Source organism: Streptomyces verrucosisporus (genome assembly GCF_017114865.1).
GTDB classification, from domain to species: Bacteria; Actinomycetota; Actinomycetes; order Streptomycetales; family Streptomycetaceae; genus Streptomyces; species Streptomyces fenghuangensis.
Window position 1 is genome coordinate 196246 of record NZ_JADEYH010000004.1, and the last position, 21006, is coordinate 217251.

General features: G+C 73.9%; 20 protein-coding genes and 1 pseudogene. 8 read left to right on the top strand and 13 right to left on the bottom strand.

The annotated features are described in order from the left end of the window. Window positions 1–30 precede the first annotated feature (30 nt). The 3 genes and pseudogenes from IQ279_RS08115 to IQ279_RS08125 all read right to left on the bottom strand — a co-directional run. Window positions 31–687 carry a potassium channel family protein gene (locus IQ279_RS08115; protein WP_206347659.1) on the bottom strand — a complete coding sequence of 219 codons (657 nt, stop codon included), beginning with the start codon at window positions 685–687 and terminating at the stop codon, window positions 31–33. After that, window positions 684–1343 carry a potassium channel family protein gene (locus IQ279_RS08120; protein WP_206347660.1) on the bottom strand — a complete coding sequence of 220 codons (660 nt, stop codon included), beginning with the start codon at window positions 1341–1343 and terminating at the stop codon, window positions 684–686. The genes IQ279_RS08115 and IQ279_RS08120 overlap by 4 nt, the downstream gene beginning before the upstream one ends. A gap of 88 nt (window positions 1344–1431) precedes the next feature. Next, a pseudogene (locus IQ279_RS08125) lies at window positions 1432–2745 on the bottom strand (cation-translocating P-type ATPase); the annotation flags it as partial. Between the two features lie 303 nt (window positions 2746–3048). Here IQ279_RS08125 and IQ279_RS08130 point away from each other — a divergent pair. Continuing rightward, window positions 3049–3309, top strand: a complete 261-nt coding sequence (locus IQ279_RS08130; RefSeq protein ID WP_206347726.1) for a DUF1918 domain-containing protein — start codon at window positions 3049–3051, stop codon at window positions 3307–3309. 35 nt (window positions 3310–3344) lie between these two features. On the opposite strand, the gene IQ279_RS08135 is transcribed toward IQ279_RS08130, so the two are convergent. Both IQ279_RS08135 and IQ279_RS08140 read right to left on the bottom strand, forming a co-directional pair. After that, window positions 3345–4379: an Acg family FMN-binding oxidoreductase gene (locus tag IQ279_RS08135; RefSeq protein ID WP_206347661.1), complete on the bottom strand. Its 1035-nt coding sequence runs from the start codon at window positions 4377–4379 to the stop codon at window positions 3345–3347. A 151-nt stretch (window positions 4380–4530) separates the two neighbouring features. Next, window positions 4531–4785 (bottom strand): DUF1876 domain-containing protein, encoded by a 255-nt coding sequence (locus IQ279_RS08140; RefSeq protein ID WP_093849325.1) that lies wholly within the window; start codon window positions 4783–4785, stop codon window positions 4531–4533. Window positions 4786–5176: 391 nt separating this feature from the next. On the opposite strand from IQ279_RS08140, the gene IQ279_RS08145 reads away from it, so the two are divergent. Further along, window positions 5177–6766 (top strand): bifunctional aminoglycoside phosphotransferase/ATP-binding protein, encoded by a 1590-nt coding sequence (locus tag IQ279_RS08145; RefSeq protein WP_206347662.1) that lies wholly within the window; start codon window positions 5177–5179, stop codon window positions 6764–6766. Window positions 6767–6855: 89 nt separating this feature from the next. Next, complete coding sequence (locus IQ279_RS08150; protein ID WP_241027775.1) at window positions 6856–8220, top strand: nicotinate phosphoribosyltransferase; 1365 nt, start codon at window positions 6856–6858, stop codon at window positions 8218–8220. Between the two features lie 129 nt (window positions 8221–8349). Here IQ279_RS08150 and IQ279_RS08155 read toward each other — a convergent pair whose 3' ends face one another. From IQ279_RS08155 to IQ279_RS08185, 7 genes are all read right to left on the bottom strand, one after another. Continuing rightward, window positions 8350–9042, bottom strand: a complete 693-nt coding sequence (locus IQ279_RS08155) for a hypothetical protein (protein ID WP_372445096.1) — start codon at window positions 9040–9042, stop codon at window positions 8350–8352. Continuing rightward, on the bottom strand, window positions 9039–9434 hold the full coding sequence (locus IQ279_RS08160; RefSeq protein WP_206347664.1) for a DUF6114 domain-containing protein: 396 nt from the start codon (window positions 9432–9434) through the stop codon (window positions 9039–9041). The genes IQ279_RS08155 and IQ279_RS08160 overlap by 4 nt, the downstream gene beginning before the upstream one ends. Next, window positions 9425–10045, bottom strand: coding sequence for a DUF6230 family protein (locus IQ279_RS08165; RefSeq protein ID WP_206347665.1), 621 nt, complete (start codon window positions 10043–10045; stop codon window positions 9425–9427). The genes IQ279_RS08160 and IQ279_RS08165 overlap by 10 nt, the downstream gene beginning before the upstream one ends. Window positions 10046–10462: 417 nt before the next feature. Then, entirely contained in the window at window positions 10463–10672 is a 210-nt protein-coding gene (locus IQ279_RS08170; protein ID WP_206347666.1) for a DUF4236 domain-containing protein, read from the bottom strand. A 99-nt stretch (window positions 10673–10771) separates the two neighbouring features. Further along, window positions 10772–11077 carry a hypothetical protein gene (locus IQ279_RS08175; protein ID WP_206347667.1) on the bottom strand — a complete coding sequence of 102 codons (306 nt, stop codon included), beginning with the start codon at window positions 11075–11077 and terminating at the stop codon, window positions 10772–10774. Continuing rightward, window positions 11070–11684 carry a hypothetical protein gene (locus tag IQ279_RS08180; protein ID WP_206347668.1) on the bottom strand — a complete coding sequence of 205 codons (615 nt, stop codon included), beginning with the start codon at window positions 11682–11684 and terminating at the stop codon, window positions 11070–11072. Before IQ279_RS08180 ends, IQ279_RS08175 begins: the two co-directional genes overlap by 8 nt. A 107-nt stretch (window positions 11685–11791) precedes the next feature. Next, on the bottom strand, window positions 11792–12457 hold the full coding sequence (locus IQ279_RS08185; protein ID WP_206347669.1) for a hypothetical protein: 666 nt from the start codon (window positions 12455–12457) through the stop codon (window positions 11792–11794). Between the two features lie 112 nt (window positions 12458–12569). On the opposite strand from IQ279_RS08185, the gene IQ279_RS08190 reads away from it, so the two are divergent. From IQ279_RS08190 to IQ279_RS08200, 3 genes are all read left to right on the top strand, one after another. Continuing rightward, the gene (locus IQ279_RS08190) at window positions 12570–13124 is read left to right on the top strand and encodes a YcxB family protein (RefSeq protein WP_206347670.1); all 555 of its coding nucleotides are present in this window, start codon (window positions 12570–12572) and stop codon (window positions 13122–13124) included. 63 nt (window positions 13125–13187) lie between these two features. Continuing rightward, entirely contained in the window at window positions 13188–13367 is a 180-nt protein-coding gene (locus IQ279_RS08195; RefSeq protein ID WP_206347731.1) for a hypothetical protein, read from the top strand. A 169-nt stretch (window positions 13368–13536) separates the two neighbouring features. Beyond that, a complete protein-coding gene (locus tag IQ279_RS08200; RefSeq protein ID WP_206347671.1) occupies window positions 13537–15690 on the top strand; it encodes a UvrD-helicase domain-containing protein in 2154 nt (717 codons plus the stop codon). 79 nt (window positions 15691–15769) lie between these two features. On the opposite strand, the gene IQ279_RS08205 is transcribed toward IQ279_RS08200, so the two are convergent. Beyond that, window positions 15770–18355, bottom strand: coding sequence for a GmrSD restriction endonuclease domain-containing protein (locus IQ279_RS08205; protein ID WP_206347672.1), 2586 nt, complete (start codon window positions 18353–18355; stop codon window positions 15770–15772). 360 nt (window positions 18356–18715) lie between these two features. Here IQ279_RS08205 and IQ279_RS08210 point away from each other — a divergent pair, with 360 nt between their 5' ends. Together IQ279_RS08210 and IQ279_RS08215 are read left to right on the top strand one after the other, a co-directional pair. Then, window positions 18716–19693, top strand: a complete 978-nt coding sequence (locus IQ279_RS08210) for an alpha/beta hydrolase (protein WP_206347673.1) — start codon at window positions 18716–18718, stop codon at window positions 19691–19693. Further along, window positions 19690–20901, top strand: a complete 1212-nt coding sequence (locus IQ279_RS08215) for an acyltransferase family protein (RefSeq protein ID WP_206347674.1) — start codon at window positions 19690–19692, stop codon at window positions 20899–20901. Before IQ279_RS08210 ends, IQ279_RS08215 begins: the two co-directional genes overlap by 4 nt. The last annotated feature ends 105 nt before the right edge of the window (window positions 20902–21006 follow it).

The following is a 21006-nucleotide window of genomic DNA, read 5'->3' on the forward strand; positions in this document are numbered from 1 at the left end:
CGAGCCGGCCCGCCGGCCCCGTTCCGCCCGTCACCGGAAGGCCGCGCGGATCTCCTCCTCGGTGGCGGAGTGCGACACCAGGAGCAGCTCGTCGCCGGGCCTCAGCCGCATCTGCGGTGCGGGGACGGTGGGCCGGCCGTCGCGTACGACGGTGGCCACCACGGTGCCGGACGGCAGGCCGACGTCCCCCAGCGGCCGGCCGGCCGCGCGGGAGTGCGGGGTGATCGCCGTCTCGATGACGTCCACGCCCGCTCTGCTCAGCCGCAGCAGCGCCACCGTGTCGGCCGCCCCGGTGGCCTCCTCCACCAGGGAGATCAGCGGGGTGGTCGCGGGGATGGCGGCGTCGACGCCCCAGCGGCCGTCGAACAGCCAGGTGTTCTCCGCGTCGTTGACGCGGGCGACCACGCGCGGGACGGCGAACCGGCGCTTGGCCAGCAGACCGATGACGAGATCGTCCTCGTCCCGGTCCGTGGCGGCGATCAGGACGTCCGCGGTGAGCGCCCTGGCACGCTCCAGGACGGCGGGCTCGCACGCTTCCCCCGCGACCACGCCGACGCCGGCCCGGCCGGCGAGCCCGGCGGCCCGGTCCTCGTCCCGGTCGACGAGGACGACCTCGTTGCGGGCGGCGGCCGGCGCCCGGGCGATCTGCTCGCCCAGGTGCCCGGCGCCCGCGATGAGGACCCTCATGTGCCCAGCTCCCTGTCCAGGAAGCCGCGCAGCCGGTCCAAAGAGGTGGCCGCGACGGCGAAGGAGACCAGATCGCCGGGCTCGGCGCGGGTGCCGTGGGCGGGGACGAGGGAACGGCCGCCGCGGGTGACCTCCACGACGCGGATCTCGCCGTCGACGCCGAGGTCGGTCAGCCGCCTCCCGGTGAGGTGGCCCGGGAGCCGGGAGCGCACCAGCAGCGTCTCGCCGCCGCCGAAGGCGACCTCCGGGACGAGATGGCGGTGCAGCAGCATCCGGTGGATGCGGTGCACCGTCCACTGGACGCCGGCGCTGGTGGGGATGCCCAGCTCACGGCAGATGTCGGCCCGTCCGCTGTCCTCGACGCGGGCCAGGACGACGGGCACCCGGTAGGTGTCCCTGGCCGTCCGCGCGCTGACGATGTTGCGGTTGTCCTCGGAGGCCACAGCGACGAACGCGTCCGCGTGCTCGATGCCGGCGGCCTCCAGCGCGACGCGTGCGTACTCGCCGCCCTGCCGGAACCTCCCGGTGAAGCCGGCCGGCAGCCGGCCGCGCGCCCTGGCCGAGCGGTCGACGACGCGTACGTCGTGGCCCTCGGCGGCCAGTCGGACCGCGAGCGCGGAACCCACCCGCCCGCAGCCGGCGATCACCACCCTCATCGCGCACCGTCCTCCCGTCGCGACTCCCGCCGCGGCCCCCGGTGCGGCGGCTCCCCGCCCCGCCCGGGGTTCCGAAGGTGCGGTGGACGGTGCTCATCAGCTTGCGGGCCGGGTCGAAGGGGTGCTCGGCGACGCGGGGGGCCGCGGCCTCCTCGGCGGCCGGGTCGATCCCGGCCTTGACGGCGGCCACCAGCAGCGCCCCCTCGGTGGTGTCACCCAGGATCCGCCACCCCCGGCGCTCCGCGGGCGGCAGGAGCCGGGCGTCGCAGCACAGGGCCGCCGCGCGCAGCAGCGGGCGTACCGCCGCGGGGTCGTCCACCTCCCCGGCCGGTTCGTAACCCACCCCCGACACCGGGTGGGCCCTCCCGCCGGCCCACACCCGGGTGACGGTCATCTCCGCCCGGGTCAGGGTGCCGGTCTTGTCGGTGCAGATCACGGTGGTGGCGCCCAGCGCCTCCACCGCCAGCGGCTTCTTGACCAGCGCGTGCCGCCGGGCCATGCGCCGCACCCCGATCGCCAGGGACACCGACAGGGTGGCGGGCAGTCCCTCGGGGACAAGGGCGACCATCACCCCCAGCGCGAAGACGAAGCCGGCCACCGGGTCCTGACCGGCGGGCAGGCGTACGGCGAACAGCGCCGCGCCGACGGCCAGTGCCGCGCCCGCCACCCGGCGTGCCATGGAGGCGACCTGGCGCTGCAGCGGCGTCCGCTGCCGGGGCACCGCGGACGCCAGCCGGAAGATCCGTCCGAACTCCGTGGCCGAACCGGTGGCGCACACCGCGGCCTTGGCCGTTCCGGTGACGACGTCGGTGCCCATGAAGACGCGGTTGCGGGCCTCCAGCGGCGGCCCGGGTGCCACGGCGTCGGCGGTGCGGCGCACGGGTGCGCTCTCCCCGGTCAGGGGCGCGTTGTCGACCGATACCTCGTGGGCCTCGGCCAGGCGGCAGTCGGCCGGCACCGCGTCCCCGGCCTCCAGCACCACCACGTCGCCGGGCACCAGTTCGTCCGCGGGGACCTCGCGCCGCTCGCCGCCGCGCAGTACCCGGCTGGTGTGCGGCACCATCGCCCGGAGCGTCTCGGCGGTGCGCTCGGCGGAGTACTCCTGGGCGAAGCCGATGGCCGCGTTGAGCACCACCACGCAGAGGATGGCGACGGCCAGTTGCAGGGTGCCCTCCCGCGGCGGGTCCTGGAGGGCGTGGGCCAGGAAGGTGATCGCCGACGCGACGATCAGGACGACCGCGAACAAGTCGGTGAACTGGGCGGTCAGCAGCCGCCAGGAACCGCGGCGGGCGGCGCGCGGCAGCCGGTTGGGCCCGTACCTCTCGCGCCGTGCGGCGGCCTCGGCCGCGGTCAGGCCGCGCGGGGAGGTGCCCAGCGCGACGTGGACCTGCGCGGCCGGCACCGTCTGCGCCGCGCTCCCGGCCGGGAGGAGGCCGCCCCCAGGGGCTCGGCCCCGGCGCTCATCGGGGCGCGCCGCCGCCGTCCGCGCCGCCCGCGCCGGGCCGGATCTCGGGGAAGGCGGTGCTCATGGTCCTCAGTGTGGGCGCGGCCCGCGGGCGCCGCAATCGCAAGTCCCGCGGGGTTGCGTCCACCGGTCGCGGGTACCGCGTCCCGGGGTACCCGGCTGTGCACCCGGGGCGCGCGGAGGCCGGAGCAGAGGTCTCGAAGGGCGGGCGCCGGAGAGCTTCGGAGAGCGGTGACGACCATGCACGCGGAACTGGGAGACGAGCTGATCATCGAGAGCCCGGCCACGGGCGTCGCCCGGCGGGACGGCGAGATCATCGGGCTGCACCACAGCGACGGGACACCGCCGTACGACGTGCGCTGGTCGGACACCGGCCGGGTGTCGCTGGTCTTCCCCGGGCCCGACGCCCACGTCCGGCATCTGCACCACCGTAAGGGCCCGGGTGTCGCCCCGGGCGCCACGGAGCCGGGCGGACCGTCCGGCGCGGCCGGCCGGGGGTGAACCGGCCGTGGCCCGGCGGGCCCCGGTCCGGCGCGCTAGGGCTCGATGTCGAGCACCTCGCCCGGCGGGCGGCGCGGTGTGCCGGGCCCCGGCGGCCCGTACCCCAGACGCAGCACCAGCTGCACCTGGCCCCGGCCCGACACCGGGTCGCGCAGCGGCCCGCGCAGGTCGGGCCACTCCACGGGCTGGGTGGCCGGCGAGCCGACCAGGCCCTCTCCGGTGGCCAGCAGCAGGACCCGCTCCATGGCCTGCCCCGCCCTCAGCCAGTCGACGGGGCGGTCCTTCACCGTGCTGATCAGGGCGATCTGCGGATGCCGCTCGAAGGTCTCCGAGCGGCGCCCGGGCACGCGCCCGGTGCCCGCGAAGTCCCGTACCGGGGCGCGCCCGTCGAACTTGCGCGGCCCGAAGGCGTACTCGGGGATACCGTCCCCGGCGTCCGCCCCGGCTGTCGTGGCGGACGCGGCGGTTCCGGTGCGGGTCCAGCGGGCCAGGTCCTCCGCCTCGCCGCGGTCGGCGCGGTTGCGGGCCTCGGCCTCCTCCACCAGCTCCAGCACCCACCGCAGATGAATCGGCCCGGGGAAGTCCAGCAGGGCGCCCTCCCGCAGGGCGGCGTCGGACAGCGCGGTGCGCAGTGACCGGGGGATCTCGGTCTCGGCGAACGGCCGGCGGCTGATGTGGCGGCGGTGGACGGCCGGGTGGAGCGCGCCGATCCCCTCCCCGCCGTCCCCGCCGGCCCCGGGGCCCTGCCCGTCTCCGGGGCCGGCCGGACGCACCACGGCGAGCAGGGCGGGGTCGTCCGGGTCCGGCAGCAGCCGGGTCACCGGCCGCAGCCCCTCGTGGGCGAGCGCGACCCTCAGGTTGAACAGGGCCGCGCCGCAGCTGATGTGGAGGGCGCGCCCCTCGGGGTCGGCGTGCGGGAGCGCCCGGCCGAAGTCCGCGCGCACCTGGAGGGCGCCCTCGCTCCTCGGATAGCGGAACCGCCACGGCTGGGTGTTGTGCACGGACGGGGCCGCGGCGGCGTCGCGGACCGCGGCCGTCACCCGTTCGTCGGACATCTCCCGTGTGCTCATCGGGCCTCCCCGCTCCTGACGGCCCGCCGGTCTGCCGGTGCGGACGGCTCCGGAGGGCACGCCCGCGGGCCGGGGGCGTGCCCGGGACTCGGTCGAGCCGGGTATCGAGCCGGATCCCCGGCCGGGGCCGGGGATCCGGGGTCGGCCGGTGTCAGGGGCCGGGGTGCGCCACGCCCTCGATGTCGGTGCGCGCGACGCTCAGCAGCTTCTGCGCCAGGTCGTTCATCGCACGTCCCGCCGCGAGTTCGTCGCCGATCTCGGGGACGTCCCTGTCGTGCGGGTTGCGCCGTGCGACGCCCTGCCCGCTGATCTCCGTGCCCCCGAGGTCCAGTACCGCGTGGGCCTTCGTCGTGCCTTCCTCCTCGAAGAGGTGGAGGCGGACCTTCCAGTCCTGTGTGTGAGCCATCGTCTGCTCCCTGGGGTGGTGCGGGGCCGATGGGGTCCGGATGCGTTCGGCCCGGTCCGTGTGTACGTGCCTGCCGCGGCCCTCCGCGGTCCTCCCGGCGTGGCCGTGCCTCCCGCTGCGCACTCCGCCCACCGGGCCCGCCGGCCTCGGTGGTCGCCGCACCGGGCACCGCCGGCACCTCCTCGGCGTGGATACGCCTGCGGCCTCTGCCTCCCACGGTAACCCCGGTGCCGTGAGCGTTCCATCGGACGGCGTACGGCCCGCGTCCCGCTCCGGGCGGGGCCGCGGGTTTCCGGAGCGGCCTTCCCGGTACTCCCCACCGGGCGGCGGCCGCCGCCCACGCGGCCCCGCACGACCTCAGCACGCTCGACGGCAGCCAAGGAGCCACAGGATGCCCACACCCCCGACCTCCGGCCCCGGTCCCCGCCCCGACGCCGACACCGGCACCGGGGCGGGAGCGGCGCACCCCCCGCGCGCGGAGGTCGACGAGACCCACACCGCGGTGCTGTTCTTCCTCGGGGACCGCGTCTACAAGCTCAAGAAGCCGGTCTCCCTGGGGTTCGTGGACTTCACCACCCCCGCCGCCCGGCGGTGGGGGTGCGAGCGGGAGATCGAGCTCAACCGCCGTTTCGCGCCCGACGTCTACCTGGGGCTCGCGGAGGTCCACTGCCCCTTCGACTCCCCCTCCGGACGGGAGGGGGACGGCGGACCCGAGCCGGTCGTGGTGATGCGCCGTATGCCGGCCGGGCGCCGGCTGTCCGCCCTGGTGCGCCGGGGCGAGGACGTACGGGAGCCGCTGCGGGCCGTGGCACGGCTGCTGGCGGCGCGGCACGCGGACTCCCCGCGCGGGCCAAAGGTGGTGCGCGAGGGCACCCGGGACGCGCTCGCCGGGCGCTGGGAGGCGAACTTCACCGAGGTCCGCGCCATGGAGGGCCCGGCCGGGCTGCCCGAGGGGGTGTCCGAGGCCGAGCGGCTGGTGCGCCGCTACCTCGGCGGCCGCGAGGTGCTGTTCGAGACGCGGATCCGGCGGAACCGGGTCGTCGACGGACACGGCGATCTGCGGGCCGAGGACATCTTCTGCCTCGACGACGGCCCGCGCGTCCTGGACTGCCTGGAGTTCGACGACAGGCTGCGCCACGTCGACGGCCTGGACGACGCCGCCTTCCTCGCGATGGACCTGGAGCGGCTGGGCGCGCCGGACGCGGCGGCGTTCTTCCTGGCCCGCTACAGCGAGTACTCCGCGGACCCGGCGCCGCCCTCCTTGTGGCACCACTACGTCGCCTACCGTGCCTTCGTCCGCGCCAAGGTCTCCCTCATCCAGGCCGTGCAGGGCGCGCCGGGGGCGCGGGAGGAGGCGCGGGGGCTGGTGACGGCGGCCCTGCGCCACCTGCGCGCCTCCGCCGTACGCCTGGTGCTGGTCGGCGGGCTGCCGGCCCGCGGCAAGTCCACGCTCTCGGGGGCGCTGGCGGACCGGATGGGGGTCACGCTGCTCAGCAGCGACCGCGTCCGCAAGGAGCTGGCGGGCATCCCGGCCGAGCGGCCGGCGCCCGCCCCGTACGGCGAGGGCCTGTACACGCCCGAGCGGACGCGCGCCACCTACTCCGCCCTCCTGGACCGCGCGGCCGCCCTGCTGTCCTCGGGCGAGTCGGTGGTGCTGGACGCGAGCTGGACGGATCCGGAGCAGCGGGAGGCGGCACGGCGGACCGCCGAGCGCGCCGGCGCGGAGCTGGTCGCCCTGAACTGCCGGACGCCGGGTGATGTGGCCGACTCCCGGCTGGCCGGCCGCGAGCCGGGGGTCTCCGACGCCGGGGCGGAGGTGGCCGCCGCGATGGCGCGGCGGGAGGTGCCGTGGCCGGAGGCCGTCACCGTGGACACCTCCGGCCCGCTCCGGGCGACGGCCGACCAGGCGCTGGCGGCGGTGTACCCGCACGGCGCCGGGCCCGCGCCGGCCTTCCGCCGCCCCTACATGGAGCCGGGCTGACGGGCCGGCCGACAGGCTGACGGGCCGGGCCGTGCGGGGGCACGCCCCGCGAAGGTGCGCCGGGCCGCGCACGGAAGGATGATTCGGACATGACCGGACAGATGGCCGTCCCCGGAGCGCTCACCACGGACCTGTACGAGGTGAGCATGGCCCTGGCCTACCTGCGCGAGGACATGACCGGCGAGGCCGTCTTCAGCCTGTTCGTGCGGAAGCTGCCGCCGCACCGCGGCTTCCTGGTGGCGGCGGGGCTGGAGTCGGCGCTGTCGTACCTGGAGGGGCTGCGGGTCGGCGCGAGCGAGGCCGCCGCCTTCGCCGAGGCGCTGCACCGGCCGGTGGAGGACCTGGAGCCGATGCGGGGCCTGGAGTTCACCGGCGAGGTGCGGGCCGTGCCCGAGGGCCGGATCGTACTGGCGGGCGAGCCGCTGCTGGAGGTGACCGCCCCGCTGCCGCAGGCGCAGCTGGTGGAGACCTGCCTGCTCAACCAGATCAGCCACCAGACCGCCGTCGCCTCGAAGGCGGCGCGCTGCGTCCTGGCCGCAGGGGGCCGCCCGGTGGTGGACTTCTCGCTGCGCCGCACCCACGGAATCGAGGCGGGCCTGCGCATGGCCCGGCTCGGCTCCCTGGTGGGTTTCGCCGGCACCAGCGACGTGGCCGCGTCCGCCGCCTACGGCATCCCGGCGGTGGGCACCATGGCGCACTCCTTCGTGGAGGCCTACGAGGACGAGGAGGCGGCCTTCCGCGCCTTCGCCCGGGTCCATCCGGGCCCGGTGACCTTCCTGGTGGACACCTACGACACCGAGGAGGGCGTGCGGACGGCGGCGCGGGTGCTGCGCGACCTGGGGTACGGGCCCGGCTGCGCCGTCCGGCTGGACAGCGGCGATCTGGGCGAACTGGCCGTGCGCGCGCGGCGGATCCTGGACGGGGCGGGGCTTGAGGAGGTGCGGATCACCGCCAGCGGCGGCCTGGACGAGTACGGCGTCGACCGCCTGGTGCGCTCGGGCGCCCCGATCGACGTCTACGCCGTGGGCACCCGCGTCGGGGTCTCGGCCGACGCCCCCTACCTGGACTCCGCCTACAAGCTGGTGTCCTACGACGGGCGGCCGGTGATGAAGCTGTCGGCCGCCAAGGTGACCGCCCCGGGGGCCAAGCAGGTCTTCCGCGGCCCCGGCTTCGCCGATGTCGTCGCCCTGCGGGGGGAGGAGCCGCCGCCCGGCGCCGAACCGCTGCTGGAGACGGTGATGACCGGTGGCCGGCGCGTCGCCGCCCCCGCGACGCTGGCGGCCGCCCGCGAGCGCTTGGAGGCCGATCTGGCCCGGCTGCCCGAGGAGGCCCGGCGCGTGGTGGATCCGGTGCCCCCGGAGCCCGTCGCCTCCGGGGCCCTGTCGCGTCTGACCGACGAGGTGCGCTCCCGTATCGAGGAGCGGGTGCTCGGCGGCCGTGCGGCGGCCGGCTGACTCGCGCAGGCCCGCCGTACGGCCCGAGGCGTGGCACGGCCTGCGGCGCGACGGGCCCCGGGCGGTGGCCTGGTCGCCGCCCGGGGCCCTCGGGAGGGGGAGCCGCCGCTCCCCCGGTCAGTCGGCCGGTCAGCCGGTCACGGTGATCTGCGAGGCGGGGTCGGTGGTGTCGGTGATGTCGTAGGTGGCGTTGAAGACGGAGCTGCTCGCGCTGGTCGGGCAGCCGAATCCGCCGACGACGTCGACGGGCACGGAGACGTTGGTGAAGGTGAGCTCGGAGGGCGCCCCGTTGGTCCAGGTGCCCGGTATCGAGGCGCCGGCGTCGGGCGCGGCGGTCACGGTGCAGTTGGCCAGGCCGGTGGTCTTGACGACCAGTCCGCCGCTGGGCATGGACAGGGTCGCGGTGGACGGCGCCCCGTGCTGGACCAATACTCCCCAGGAGCCGCTGGTGGTGACGGTGGCCCAGACGCCCGGCATGCTGGTGCGGCACGAGCTGTAGGTGGGCGCGTTGAGCGGGCCTCCGACCGGGCCGGCGGCGTTGTGGTTGTCCGGCGCGCCGGGGACTCGGTTGGCGTCGCCGGTGCCCGTGGGGGCGGAGCTGGAGACCGTGCAGGTCACCGTCACGCTGCCGGCCTTGAAGGTGGCGCTGCCGTTGAGGTCGGCGGCGAAGTAGTGCCCGGCGGGGGTGACGGTCGTGGAGCCCGCGACGGCGGCCGGCTCGGCCGCGGCGGTGCCGCCCCCGGCCAGGGCCAGGGCGGCCGCGGCGGCCAGACCGGCGCCGATGGACAGGGGGGTGCGGGAACGCGATGCGCTCAAGGTCACGCTTCCTCCTCGACTAGCGGGGGGTTGGGGTGGGGGGATTCCGGCGCGGGCGCCGTCCTCGGCTGCCAGCCGAAGACGAGCCCGCCGCCGATGAGTCCGGCGACCGTCCCGATCAGGAAGCCGCCGAGATTGGAGAACACCAGCGCGGCCGCGGCGATCATGGCCGTGAGGATGCCGGTGAGGGTGCGGTAGTGCGGCGTGAACCAGGCCGACAGGCCCAGCACGATCAGTACGGCGCCCAGGAGGACGGACATGGCTCCCGCGACCCCCTGGTGCAGCATGACCTTCACCGGGGCCAGGGGGATGGCCGCGATCTCCGCGCCCGCGGCGACGGTGACCAGCCCGCCCCAGAAGGGCCGGCCGCGGCGCCAGCGCCGCCATCTCAGAAGCATTCGTGCTTGCCCTGGGTGATCTTCATGCTGAGGTCGGCGAGCTTGAACGTGCCCGCGTTGGTCGCCCAGGCGGTCTGCTCCAGATCGCTGATCGTTATGGTGTCGGCCTGCTGGGAGAAGGCGTCCTGCATGCCCTGCCCGCCTTCGGGCCCCTTGTCCAGCGTGGAGGCGTCACGGCCGATCTCGATGTTCTCGAACGAGGCGTCGCCCGAGAGCTGGGTGGCGTCCACGAACAGGTCGGTGGCCTTCACCGGCTTGTCGCCGGTGCCGGCGGACAGCTTGAGCGAGATGTCGCCGAGCATGGGCAGGGTGGTGACGACGGACTGGCACAGGCTCTCCATCTCCGCCTTCTTGATGCCGGTCACCGCGACGGGCAGCAGCTGTTCGCGGGCGTTGACGTCCACGCTGCCGTACTGCACGAAGCCCTCGCCGGTGAGCCGGTCCGCGGACACCTTGAACTGCTGCCCGGACACGGCGAACGACGCTGCGAGGGCTCCCTCGGCCAGCGCGACGGCCAGTACGCCGGTGACGGCGAAGCCGGGCACGCACACGGCGGCGAACCTGCGCCATCTGACGCGGCCGTCCACGGGTCTCTCCTGCTCGTCCTTCATGACACACCCTTCCGGCGGAGCCCGCGAACATCTCGCGGACGCGCCTGTGGCATACGGATTGCGAGGTTCTGTGCTGGTGCGGTGCTGGTGGTTCCTGCCGGTGCGGTGCTGGTACCGGGCCGGTGCACGCGGCCCGGCGACGCGCCGGCACCCGCGGTGGCGCGGCTCCGCCCCGCGCCCGGCCGGGGCACACGGGGGGCTCCTCCGGTATTAGTGAACATGTCAATACCGGCGAGTAGGTTGACTGTAGGTACGCCACTGGTCACTGGCAAGGTTCCGCGCAGCCCCTTTTCGGCCATTCGGCGGCCCTCCGGCGACCACTCGGCGGCCGTCCGCGAAAGAGCCGGCCCCGGAACCCTTCGAAGGGTTCCGGGGCCGGCCCTGGGTGTGTCGCGCGACTCGGGGGCCGCCTCGGTCTCAGCGGCCGCCGCGACGGCTCCGGCTCGTCGCCGTCCTGCGGTATCCGAACGGGCCGGGAAGATTCATCGACGTGGTGCGCCGCCCCCTGGACCCGAACGTGTACCTGGGACCCTTCCCCCTGCCCAGGCTGAGCGACCAGGAGCGGCGGTTGCGGTTCAGGCGCACTCCGGGCAGGATCCGGATGCTCTTGCGGAACGTGACGGCCATACGGTCCTCCTCGGCTCGGTTTTCTGCGGCGTACCCGGCGGCGAACCGCCCCGCCGAGTACGGATGTTGCCCGTATGCCCGACTTCGGCTCCGCCGAACTCAGCCGTCTCCGTCCCCCCTGCCGCTCCCGCCCTCCCCCGGCGAGGCGGCGCGGCGGGCCGCCTCCGCCAGAGCCTGCTCCCTGCTCATCCCGACGAGCACGGCGGCCGGGACCGCCGCCGCGGCGCAGCCGCCGTCGTGGTCGTACGCCAGGTCGTCCAGGAAGCCCCGCCCGCGCAGGGACCACACGCGCGGACGCACCGTCAGCGGGCGCCCGCGCAGCAGCAGCGGGCCACCGCACACGCAGCAGTGCGTCACCTCCGGCTCCCACGGGCCGCCGACGGCGCGCACGACGGACTCAGACATCGCGCCCCTCCTCTCCGCTCTCTCCCCGGCCGGCCTCTCCCCCGCCGGCCCGGGCGGCGCGCAGCAGCGCCCTGCGCGTCCACCACTCCCGCAGCGTCCATTCCAGCTCCGCCAGGGCGCCGGCCGCCAGCACGGCGCTCGCCGCCCATCGGCATGCCGCGTGCCAGAACGAGGCGCCCTCGGGGGCCGCGAGGGCCAGCGCCCCGCCCGCGCCCAGCAGGGCGATCCCCAGGTTGTAGGTCAGGGCCGCGCGGCGGCTCTGCCGCAGCCACTCCCCGAAGTGGCGGCGCTGCTCCCGGCGCAACAGCTCGGCGGAGGGCCTGAAGGAATCCGGCGGGTGCCAGGACTCCACGTCCGCGGGGGAGTACAGGTGCCGGCGGGCGTGGAAGCCGTACTGCACACTGCCGACGAGCGCGGCGAAGGCGAGGGTGAGCAGCAGCATCGCGGGGCCGGGCCAGCGGAACTTCTCGGCGTCCGCGCCCAGCACGCCGACGGTGGCGATGCAGGCGCCGGCCAGCAGCGGCGCGGCGACGAAGTGGGCCGCCTCGGACGCACCGCCCTGCCCCAGCGGCACCGGCCTTCCCCAACTCCCCTGTCCCTCAGCCATGTTCGCCCCCGCTTCTCCCCCGCATCCTGCGCGCACCAGTTTCGTGGCCGAGGGCGCGGCCCGTAAAGCGCGTTCCTGCCCGGCGGCCGCCCTCTCCTGCCGGTGCGCTACCGGGGTGTGGTGATCAGCAGCGAGTTGGACACGACGGGGACGGGCAAGGGCAGGTCCACATAGGCGGTCTCGGGATCCCTGACCGCCTTCACCTCGCGGTAGGTGGCGTCGTCCATCAGGACGGCGATCAGGGATCGCTCGGACCCAGGCGCGGTGGTGCTGAGATCCGCGTCGTAGGTGTAACGCCCCGGCCCCTGCCGCCCCAGCTCGTACCTCAGGGTGTAGTGGACGCGCGGCCGGTCCGGATCACCGGTCTCCTTGCGCACCACCCACGACAGGCGGTCCCCCGGCCCGACCTCGCACCTCACCGTGGCCACCGCATGCGCCCCGGAACGGGTCGGTTCCCCCTTGAGCTCGATCAGCACCTGCCGGTCGTCCGACGCCTCGCAGCGGGGCGCGGACCCCGGCCGGCCGGAGACCTCGGCCGAAGGTGAGCGGACACCGTCCGCCACCGACGGTGCGGAGCCGTTCTCCTCGGACCTGAACAAGTCGTAGACCTCCTGCCAGACTCCCAGGGTCTGGCCAAGAAGCGCCACGACGGCCATGCCTACCATGCAGAAGCCGATGATCCTTCTGCCCAACGGGCCGACGGTGGCGTTCTGCCCTCCGTCGAGGGCGGGTTCGGGTGTCTGCTGCGAGTCGGCCACCTCGTCATCACGCATATCGGTGTTATCCCCTCCGGACGCACCGGTCAGCCACAATCGACAGGGTGGGGCACGGAGCCCGGGAGCCCTGGTCAAGGCGGTCCGCCGGGTGCCACTACGATCCCGCTCCATGGAGAACGAGGAGCGGGAGGCGGCCCCGGTGTCGGCCGACATCGAGCTGACCTATCTGCCGACTCGGGCCGACATGGCCGAGGCTCTGCGCGCACGGTCCGGCTCCTCCGCGCACTGGTGGCGTCTGCCATTGGCCGCCGGGCTGATCACGGCGGCCGTTCTTGTGGCCCTCCTGACGCTCTCGGCGCCCAAGGGTGTGACCGTGCTGGTGGCCGTAGCCCTGTGCCCGGTCCTGGGGAGTCTCGTGGGCGGGTGGGCGAACCAGCTGCACCGGGTGCGGCGGATGACCAGGTACGCGCGTTCCCAGGGCGAGTACACCATGCGGGCGGACGACACCGGCGTACACGCCGCCACGGCACTCGTGGAGACCACGATCCCGTGGGCGTCGTTCCGCCACTACATCGAGACGGCGAACCTCTTCGTACTGGTCATCGACGACACGGTGGGCGGAATGGCCCTGCTGCCGAAGCGCGGACTGCGCGACGGGGCGAGCGTCGACGGGATGCGGGCGGTCGTGGCGCGGCATCTCGAACCGCTTCCGTCCAGCGTCTGACCGGGCAGCGAAACGGCCGGTCGAGGTCATCGGCCGAGACCGATGACCCCACGCCGGCGACCCGTGGCCGAACGCCTCGACGGTCACGATCAGAGTGGCCATGACAACTTCGCCCCGTTCCAGAGGGCGAACCCCTGGCTGCGCGACTCCGGACGCGTGATGGGCGCCACACACTCCCAGGGCGTCTGGGTCTTCAACCCGCGGCGCCCCAACGCGGCATCCTTCCCCGTCCAGCGCCGGTGACCTTCGCGGGCCGCCACCGCATGCGCCCGTACGGCTCCGGTCACATGGGCGCATGCGATGGCGTCCCGGCCCCCCGGAGGCGCGACGGACGGTTCACGCGGTCCCCCCTCCCCCACAGGTGACTCTCAGTAGAGTGAGGTGATCCGAGAAGGGCCTCCGAAGGGACGGAATGGCGACACTGGGCATGCACCGGGATTTCCTGCTGGAGTTCGCCGGGCTGGAGAAAGCCGTCCAGAGACGCGTGTACGAGGTGTTCGAGAAGTTCGCCGAGGCCACGCACACGGGACTCCACCTCGAAAAGCTGACACACCAGCGGGACCCGCGGATCCGGACCATCCGCATCACCGGCTTCTGGCGGGGCGTCGTCCTCAAGGCGGAAACCGGCGACAGCTACCTGCTGCTGAGAGTCCTTCCCCACGACAAGGCCAACGAGTGGGCCACGAAGCACCGGGCCTCCGTCAACGAGGCCACCCAGGGCGTCGAGATCCGCAACGACGTCGCTCTGGAGCGGGTCACGGCCGGGCTGCGCGCCCGGGCGGCCGAGGAACCCTCCCGTCTGTTCCCCGTCCCGAAGTTCCCGGACAAGGTGCTTCGCAGCCTCGGTGTGGACGAGGAGATCCTGCCCATCATCCGGCTGGTGCCGGACGAGACTCATCTGGAGGCGCTGCACAAGGTGCTCCCGGAGCAGCAGTACGACGTGCTCCTCGGACTCGCCACCGGAATGGAACCGGCCGAGATCGACCGGGAGATCGTCCAGGCGTACGCCCGGACCGCGCCGGAGCGGGCCGACTCCCCCGGCGGTGACGAACTCGCGACCGCCATGGCCCGTTCACGCGGCCGGGTCGCGCTGGTCTCCGGCACCGACGAGCTGCAGGAGATCCTGGAGCGGCCGTTCGACGCATGGCGGGTCTTCCTGCATCCGAGCCAGTACCGGGTCGCGTACCACGAGGGCTACGCCGGCCCGGCACGCGTCATGGGCGGCCCCGGTACGGGTAAGACGGTGGTCGCCCTGCACCGGGCGTACCACCTGGCGCGGCAGCTGCCCGCAGACACGCCCGACGGCTGCGTGCTGCTGACCACCTACACCAAGGACCTGGCCGCCGAACTGGAGCGGAGCCTGGAGCTGCTGGTGACGGACGCCGCCGTCCGCACGAGGATCCGGGTGGTGAACGTCGACGCCCTGGCGAACGAGATGGTACGGGCGCGGCGCGGCGGCGCACCACTGAAGCTGGTCTTCGACCAGAAGGAGATCACCGCACGCTGGGCGCGGATCGCCCGCCGCCTGGATCTCGACTTCACGGACGTGTTCCTGGACCAGGAGTGGCAGCAGGTCGTCCTCGCTCAGGCGCTCACCACACCGGAGGAGTACCTGAAGGCGCCGAGGACCGGACGGGGCAGCCCGCTCGGGCCGCTGAAGCGGCTCCAGGTGTGGCGGGCGATCGCCGCCTTCGAGGAGCAGTTGCGGCAGGCCGGCGAGTGGACCTTCCTGCAGGTGTGCGCCGAGGCGGCGCGTGTCACGGAGGAACTCGGCGAGCGGCCGTTCCGGCACGTGGTGGTCGACGAGGCACAGGACCTGCATCCCGCGCAGTGGCGGTTCCTCCGCTCCCTCTCGGTCCCCGGCCCCGACGACCTGTTCATCGCCGGCGACACCCATCAGCGCATATACGGCAACCGTGTCTCACTGCGCTCGCTCGGCATCCCGGTGATGGGACGCTCGCACAGACTGCGGATCAACTACCGCACCACACAGGAGATCCTCCTGTGGTCCGCCTCACTGCTGACCGGCGAGGAACCGGACGACATGGACGGTGCGAAGGAGTCCCTGGCCGGCTACCGCTCCACCATGCACGGCGAACGGCCGGAGGCCGCCGCGCACGCGACCAGGTCCGAGGAGATGGCCGCGCTGGTGGCCCGGGTGGAGAAGTGGATCGCTTCGGGGGTGGAGGCGGAGCACATCGGAATCGCGGTGCGGTTCCTGCAGTTCGGGCGGGACATCGCGCGAGCTCTGGAGGGAGCCGGGATCGCGGCGTGCGTACTGGGCCGCGGACGCGGCGGCCCCGGAGTGCGGGTCGCGACCATGCACCGGATGAAGGGGCTGGAGTTCCGGTGCGTGGCCGTGGCCGGCGTGAACGACGGCACCGTGCCGATGAAGTCGGCGGTCACTTTGGCGGAGGTCGACGCACAGCAGCACCAGGAGGACATGAACAGCGAGCTGAGCCTGCTCTTCGTGGCGTGCACACGGGCACGGGAGGCGCTCCGGGTGTCCTGGCACGGCACGCCGAGCCCGTTCTTGGCGCCCGTCATGGGCAGGGACTCCTCGTAGCGCGGCCGTCCGGCCGGACGGACCTCGTGCCTCGTGCGAGGAGCGCGGGGAGCAAACGAGATCCGTCCGGCCCCGGTTCTCAGTACGTGCCGGGGTCGTCGTCCAGCATGCGACGGGCCTCCGAGAGGGCGACCGTGTGCGCGAACCACTCCAGCACGGCGCAGATCTCCTCCCCGTGCTCCGCGAAGACCTCGACCGGGAAGGAGGGCCGCAGGTCGAGCTTGGCCTCGGCGAGGTCGATGCCCTCGATCTCGTTGAGCATGGTCATCAGTTCGCGGCGCAGCGGTTCGTCGTCGAAGGGAGGACGTCGCTTGAGGTGCTGGAAGACGACCTCGACCGTACCGGTGACCGGGTAGATCGCGATGGGCCAAAGGACGCGGGAGTCGAGCCGCCCGCCCAGCCTGATCACCGGCGAGCAACTGGTCTCGCTCGCCCTCCCGTAGGCGCGGTGGCCGCCCTGCCGCTCCCAGAACCGCAGTGCTTCCAGCACACCGGCCACGGTCTGCCTGGTCTGGTTGTCACGCAGCAGCGCCTCGAAGCGGCCGGCCGCGGCCTGCTGCTCCGCATCGGTGTCGGGGACCGGGGCGGCGTCCTCGGCGATGTCCTTGCCGAGGAGAGCCGCCAGGTCGGCGGTGGTCAGCCGGTGGGAGCGGCGGGCACGCTCCGCTTCGTCGAAGGTGACGCCCTCCGCCTCCAGGAGCGTCCTCGGAGCCTCCGAATGCCGGCCGCCGACCGAGGGGATCTTCGACGAGACCCGGCCGTCGGCCGTCAGGACGCGGTACGCGCCGTGGACTCCCGGCTTGGAGGCCAGGTACTGCCCGACGGGGACCGCATGGGTGCCGATCAGCGCCGCCACATCGCCGTATGTCGTCCAGGTACCGGACGGCATGGCGAGCAGCGCGGCGCGCAGTTCCTTCCATCCGGTCCACTCGTCGTCGGCGGGCAGGGTGTCCTCGACGGGCCCCGGCCACAACCGCACAGCCCGCTCTGCGAGTTCGTCGGCACGGGCAAGGATCTCCGCACGGCCCCAGCGCTCCTGGGCGGCGATCTTCTGGTTCATGCGCAGGGCGCTGGCGTCCAGGATCTCCTGCTTGCGGCGGAACGGATGGTTCGACAGCCGCGCGTTGTCGGCGGACAGGGTCAGGTTGCCCAGGGTGTGGACCAGCAGGGCGTGCAGTTCGTCCGGGCTCTGGCCGTCCTCGGCCTCCTCGGCCAGCAGGTCGTACCACTGCTGGGCCGGCCGCTGCGGCAGGACGTGCTCAACGGTGAGCCGCGCCCTGGCGTAGTCGACGGGCTCACTGCCGCCGTAACTCTCCTCCAGCCTGCGCAGTACCTGGAACCGCTGGTTGCTGCGGCCTGCCCGGTAGAAGGGGCGGGCCCGGACCGCCTCGCGCACGGCCGCGTCCCCGGGCCACGCCCTGACCCCGGTGTTCTTGGACAGGAAACGGCGTACGGCCTCGGCCCGGGGGCCGTCCTTCTCCAGTTCCTTGGCCATCTCCATGAAGACCCGGTTGCTGCCGGTGGTGGACAGGCCCGCGAAGAGCCGGCGCACCATGTAGCTCTCGGCGTAGGTCAGGGCGAGGGCGGCGTCGTCGGGGGTGGCATCGCCGGTGTCCACCCGGTCGAGCAGGTGGAGGGCCAGCGGGTAGTGCGTCTGCCCTCCCCACCGGGAGAGCCTCTCCAGCACCTCACGCAGTTGCGGATGCGGTTCGCGCGCAGGGTCCAGGATGCGCATCAGACGCCCGGCGCGCCGGGCCAGCGATGCGATCTCCGCCTCCAGGGCGGCCTCGTCACCACTCAGGGGTTCCAGGCGCTGCTTCTGGTCTCGGTAGATCTCGCTCTGCTTGGCCCTGCTGTTGCCGGCCACCACCAGGTCGAGCCAGACGAGCAGTTCCAGACGCTCCGGCCCGAGCAACTCCTGCATGGGCAGCCATAGATTGCGGTAGACGGACTCCCCACGGGTGGGCAGACACATGAAGACGTAGTTGCGCAGCAGATCGCTCTGGCTGAGTCCGACGCCGGTGTTGTTGATCGACTCGAAGATGCGGTAGACGTTGTCGCCCTCCGCGGCCGTGATCTCGACGATCGTCAGCAGATCGCTCAGCACGGTTTCGACCGCGTCCGTCCACCGTTCCCCTCCGCTCTCCTCGCCCTCGGTGAGGGCACGCAGGAAGAACCGGTAGGCGTTGCCCACGTTACCGGGGCCGCCTGCTCGGGGGGAGTTGTCAACGCATGCGGCGAAGGCCTCGCGATCGGCCTGGGTCGGCAGCAGGCGGTAGTGGTCGTCACCGGACTGGTAACCGTTGACCAGTAGAAGGTTGTGGATGCGCTCGGCCTTCATGCGGGAGGATTCTCCGCGCTCGCGGTGGCGATCGCGCAGGGCGGCGAAGGCGAGCATGAGTGTGGTGAGCCGCTGCTGGCCGTCGACGACCAGCCAGCGCTGCATGCCTCCCGCCGTGATGCGCCCCGGCGCCAACACGACGGAGCCGAGGAAGTGCGCAGCCGGTGACTGCCCCCCGAGCCGGTCCTCGACCAACTCCGTCACGTCGTCCCACAGGCGTTTGAGTTCCTCCTCACTCCAGCTGTACGTCCGCTGGTAGAGCGGGACCTGAAACTGCTTCTCGCCCTGGACGAGCTTGCTGAAGGTGGTCTCCTGAGCGTGCACGCGTATGTCTCTCCCACGGTGATTCAGGCCGGACTCCCTCATTCCATCACCGGGGGAGAAGCCGTGAAAGGGAAACCCGGAAGCCGACCGCCGGGTCACGGCAGACCACTGCGGCCACCTCGCCCGGGACGGTCTGGCACCTCGCCGCCAAGCACCCCCTGACCCGCTGCCTCCAGCGTTCCGTCGCCCGCCCGGGTCCCCGCGCCCCACCCGATGTTCACCGCGGTCGAAGGGCAACGGTTTCTCACCCACCCCCTACCCGGGTATCACCGCCGACTTGGCTCCCCGGAGTGACGCCCCGCCTCCCGCCGCCTTCCTACCTTCCCGCCGTCACCGCGGACGAGACGGAGGAGAGGGACGATGCGCCGCTTCAGGAGGACTCTTATCACCGCCCTGCTGACCGCACTGCTGGCCGGCGGCACGGCGGGCCGGGCCTCGGCGAGCGCCCAGAGCCCGCCGGGCGGCCCGCCCCCCGGCACCACCGCCTGGCTGGCGGACGACTTCACCGGCGAGGAGCCACCGGACCCCGCCACGGCCGGCCCGCGTGAGGTGGCGGCCTTCTTCGCCGGTCTGACCGGCGCTCAGCAGCGCAGACTCGTCAGGGACCACCCCACCGTGGTGGGCAACCTCGACGGCGCTCCCGTGAACCTCCGTTACGAGGCCAACGCCCGCGCGGGCGAGCAGGTCCTGGCGTACGACCCGCGCGGCCGCGGCCTGATCGCGCAGGTCGCGGGCGACCTGGAGAACGCCGCCCACGTCGCGGTGATCGTCCCCGGCTCGGACACCGACCTCGCCGCGTTCGGCGCCATGGCACAGCAGGCCGCCGACCTCCAGAAGGAGGCGGGCGACGACACGGCCGTCATCGCCTGGGCCGGCTACACCACCCCTTCCGGTATCGGCCTGGACCTGGCGACGGGCCGGCTCGCCGAGACCGGTGCCGAGCGCCTCGCCCGTTTCACCGACGGCCTGGACGCGGCGGGCCTGCCCGACCCCGCCCTCCTCTGCCACAGCTACGGCTCGGTGGTCTGCGGCCTCGCCGCCTCCGGCACCGATGCGAGCGACATCGTCGTCATGGGCTCGCCCGGCATGCGCGCCGACGACGTCACCGCGCTCGACACCGGTGCCCGTATCTGGGCGGCGAAGTCCCCGAAGGACTGGATCAATCGCGTCCCCAACGTCGAGGTCCTGGGCCTGGGCCACGGCGCGGACCCCACCTCGCCCGGCTTCGGCGCGACCGTCCTGCCCGCCGACGACGTCCCGGCGCACGACGGGTACCTCGCCCCCGGCACCTCCACTCTGACCGCGTTCGCGGCGATCGCCCGCGGGGACCTGCGGTGAGGGCCCCCGCGAAGCTCGCGAAGCTCACCGCCAGGATCGACGAGCGGACCCCCGCCCACCGCGACCGCGCCGTCGACGGCCTGCGCGCGCTGGCGCTCCTGACCGTCCCGACCGGGCACTGGCTGCTGGGCGGCTTCACCCTCGACAGCGGCGGCGGCCTGCACAACGCCAGCCCGCTGTCCGCGTTCGGCTCGCTGGCCCCGGCAAGCTGGGTCCTCCAGATGCTGGGCGTCTTCTTCCTGGTCGGCGGCTACTCCTCGTACCTGTCCTTCCGCCGCCGCACGGGCTCGGTCCGCCGGTGGACCGCCGGCCGCCTTGTGCGACTGGGCCGCCCGGTCCTCGGCGTCACCGCCGTGTGGGCGCTGCTCCTGCCGATCCTGCACTACGGCCTCGGTGTCCCGACCGCCACGCTGCGCACCGCGTCGACCCTGGTCGTCCAGCCCCTGTGGTTCGTCGGCGTCTACGCGGTGATCACCGCCCTCACCCCGTACTGCGCCTGGGCCTCGCGGCGTCTGGGCCTCTGGGCCGCCGCCCCGCTGCTCGGCTGCGTCGCGGTGGTGGACCTCCTCCGCTACGGGCCCCACGCGGACGCCGTGCCGCCCTGGCTGAGTCTGCTCAACCTGCTTCCGGGCTGGATGTTCGCCTACCAGTTGGGCGTCTCCTGGGCGGACAGGCGGCTGGGCCGGCGCGAGGCGTGGCTGCTGCTCGCGGGCGGCGCGGCCCTGTTCGCCGCCCTGCTGCTCGCTTTCCACTACCCGGCGTCGATGGTGGGCGTGCCCGGCCGGTCCCGTACCAACTCCCATCCGCCGTCCCTGCTGGTCCTCGCGCTGGCGGCCGTCCAGTCCGGCGCGGCGATCGCGCTGCGCGACCGGCTGGCCCGGCTGCTCCGGCGCCCCGCCCTGTGGGGCCCGGTGGTGGCCGTCAACCTGTCGGCGATGACGATCCTGTGCTGGCACCAGACGGCGATGCTCGCCGCCGCGGTCCCCGCCTCGCGCTTCGGTGAGGTCCCCGGCCTGACCACAGCGCCGGACACGGCCGGATGGATCCTGGCGCGGCCGGCCTGGATACCGCTCTTCGCGGGGCTGCTCGTGGTGATCGCGAGGCTCGCCCGACCCCTGGAGACGCCTTGGGACCGCGCCGGCACGGTCCTGCGCGCGGCGGCGGGCGTGCTCGCGGCAGGCTTCTTCTACTTCGCCCTCGCGGCGTGAACGGCGCGAACGGCGCGAACGGCGCGAACGGCGTGTCCGCGCCGCCGTGTCACCGCGGGCCGGGGCCGGCGCGTCCCGCCCCCTACCCACCGGCGGCTGTGCCGA

What these genes read in the sequence shown, in the direction of transcription:
- IQ279_RS08115 (WP_206347659.1), bottom strand. Translation starts at nt 687, where the DNA reads ATGAGGGTCCTCATCGCGGGCGCCGGGCACCTGGGCGAGCAGATCGCC.
- IQ279_RS08120 (WP_206347660.1), bottom strand. Translation starts at nt 1,343, where the DNA reads ATGAGGGTGGTGATCGCCGGCTGCGGGCGGGTGGGTTCCGCGCTCGCG.
- IQ279_RS08130 (WP_206347726.1), top strand. Translation starts at nt 3,049, where the DNA reads ATGCACGCGGAACTGGGAGACGAGCTGATCATCGAGAGCCCGGCCACG.
- IQ279_RS08135 (WP_206347661.1), bottom strand. Translation starts at nt 4,379, where the DNA reads ATGAGCACACGGGAGATGTCCGACGAACGGGTGACGGCCGCGGTCCGC.
- IQ279_RS08140 (WP_093849325.1), bottom strand. Translation starts at nt 4,785, where the DNA reads ATGGCTCACACACAGGACTGGAAGGTCCGCCTCCACCTCTTCGAGGAG.
- IQ279_RS08145 (WP_206347662.1), top strand. Translation starts at nt 5,177, where the DNA reads ATGCCCACACCCCCGACCTCCGGCCCCGGTCCCCGCCCCGACGCCGAC.
- IQ279_RS08150 (WP_241027775.1), top strand. Translation starts at nt 6,856, where the DNA reads ATGACCGGACAGATGGCCGTCCCCGGAGCGCTCACCACGGACCTGTAC.
- IQ279_RS08160 (WP_206347664.1), bottom strand. Translation starts at nt 9,434, where the DNA reads ATGCTTCTGAGATGGCGGCGCTGGCGCCGCGGCCGGCCCTTCTGGGGC.
- IQ279_RS08165 (WP_206347665.1), bottom strand. Translation starts at nt 10,045, where the DNA reads ATGAAGGACGAGCAGGAGAGACCCGTGGACGGCCGCGTCAGATGGCGC.
- IQ279_RS08170 (WP_206347666.1), bottom strand. Translation starts at nt 10,672, where the DNA reads ATGGCCGTCACGTTCCGCAAGAGCATCCGGATCCTGCCCGGAGTGCGC.
- IQ279_RS08175 (WP_206347667.1), bottom strand. Translation starts at nt 11,077, where the DNA reads ATGTCTGAGTCCGTCGTGCGCGCCGTCGGCGGCCCGTGGGAGCCGGAG.
- IQ279_RS08180 (WP_206347668.1), bottom strand. Translation starts at nt 11,684, where the DNA reads ATGGCTGAGGGACAGGGGAGTTGGGGAAGGCCGGTGCCGCTGGGGCAG.
- IQ279_RS08185 (WP_206347669.1), bottom strand. Translation starts at nt 12,457, where the DNA reads ATGCGTGATGACGAGGTGGCCGACTCGCAGCAGACACCCGAACCCGCC.
- IQ279_RS08190 (WP_206347670.1), top strand. Translation starts at nt 12,570, where the DNA reads ATGGAGAACGAGGAGCGGGAGGCGGCCCCGGTGTCGGCCGACATCGAG.
- IQ279_RS08200 (WP_206347671.1), top strand. Translation starts at nt 13,537, where the DNA reads ATGGCGACACTGGGCATGCACCGGGATTTCCTGCTGGAGTTCGCCGGG.
- IQ279_RS08210 (WP_206347673.1), top strand. Translation starts at nt 18,716, where the DNA reads ATGCGCCGCTTCAGGAGGACTCTTATCACCGCCCTGCTGACCGCACTG.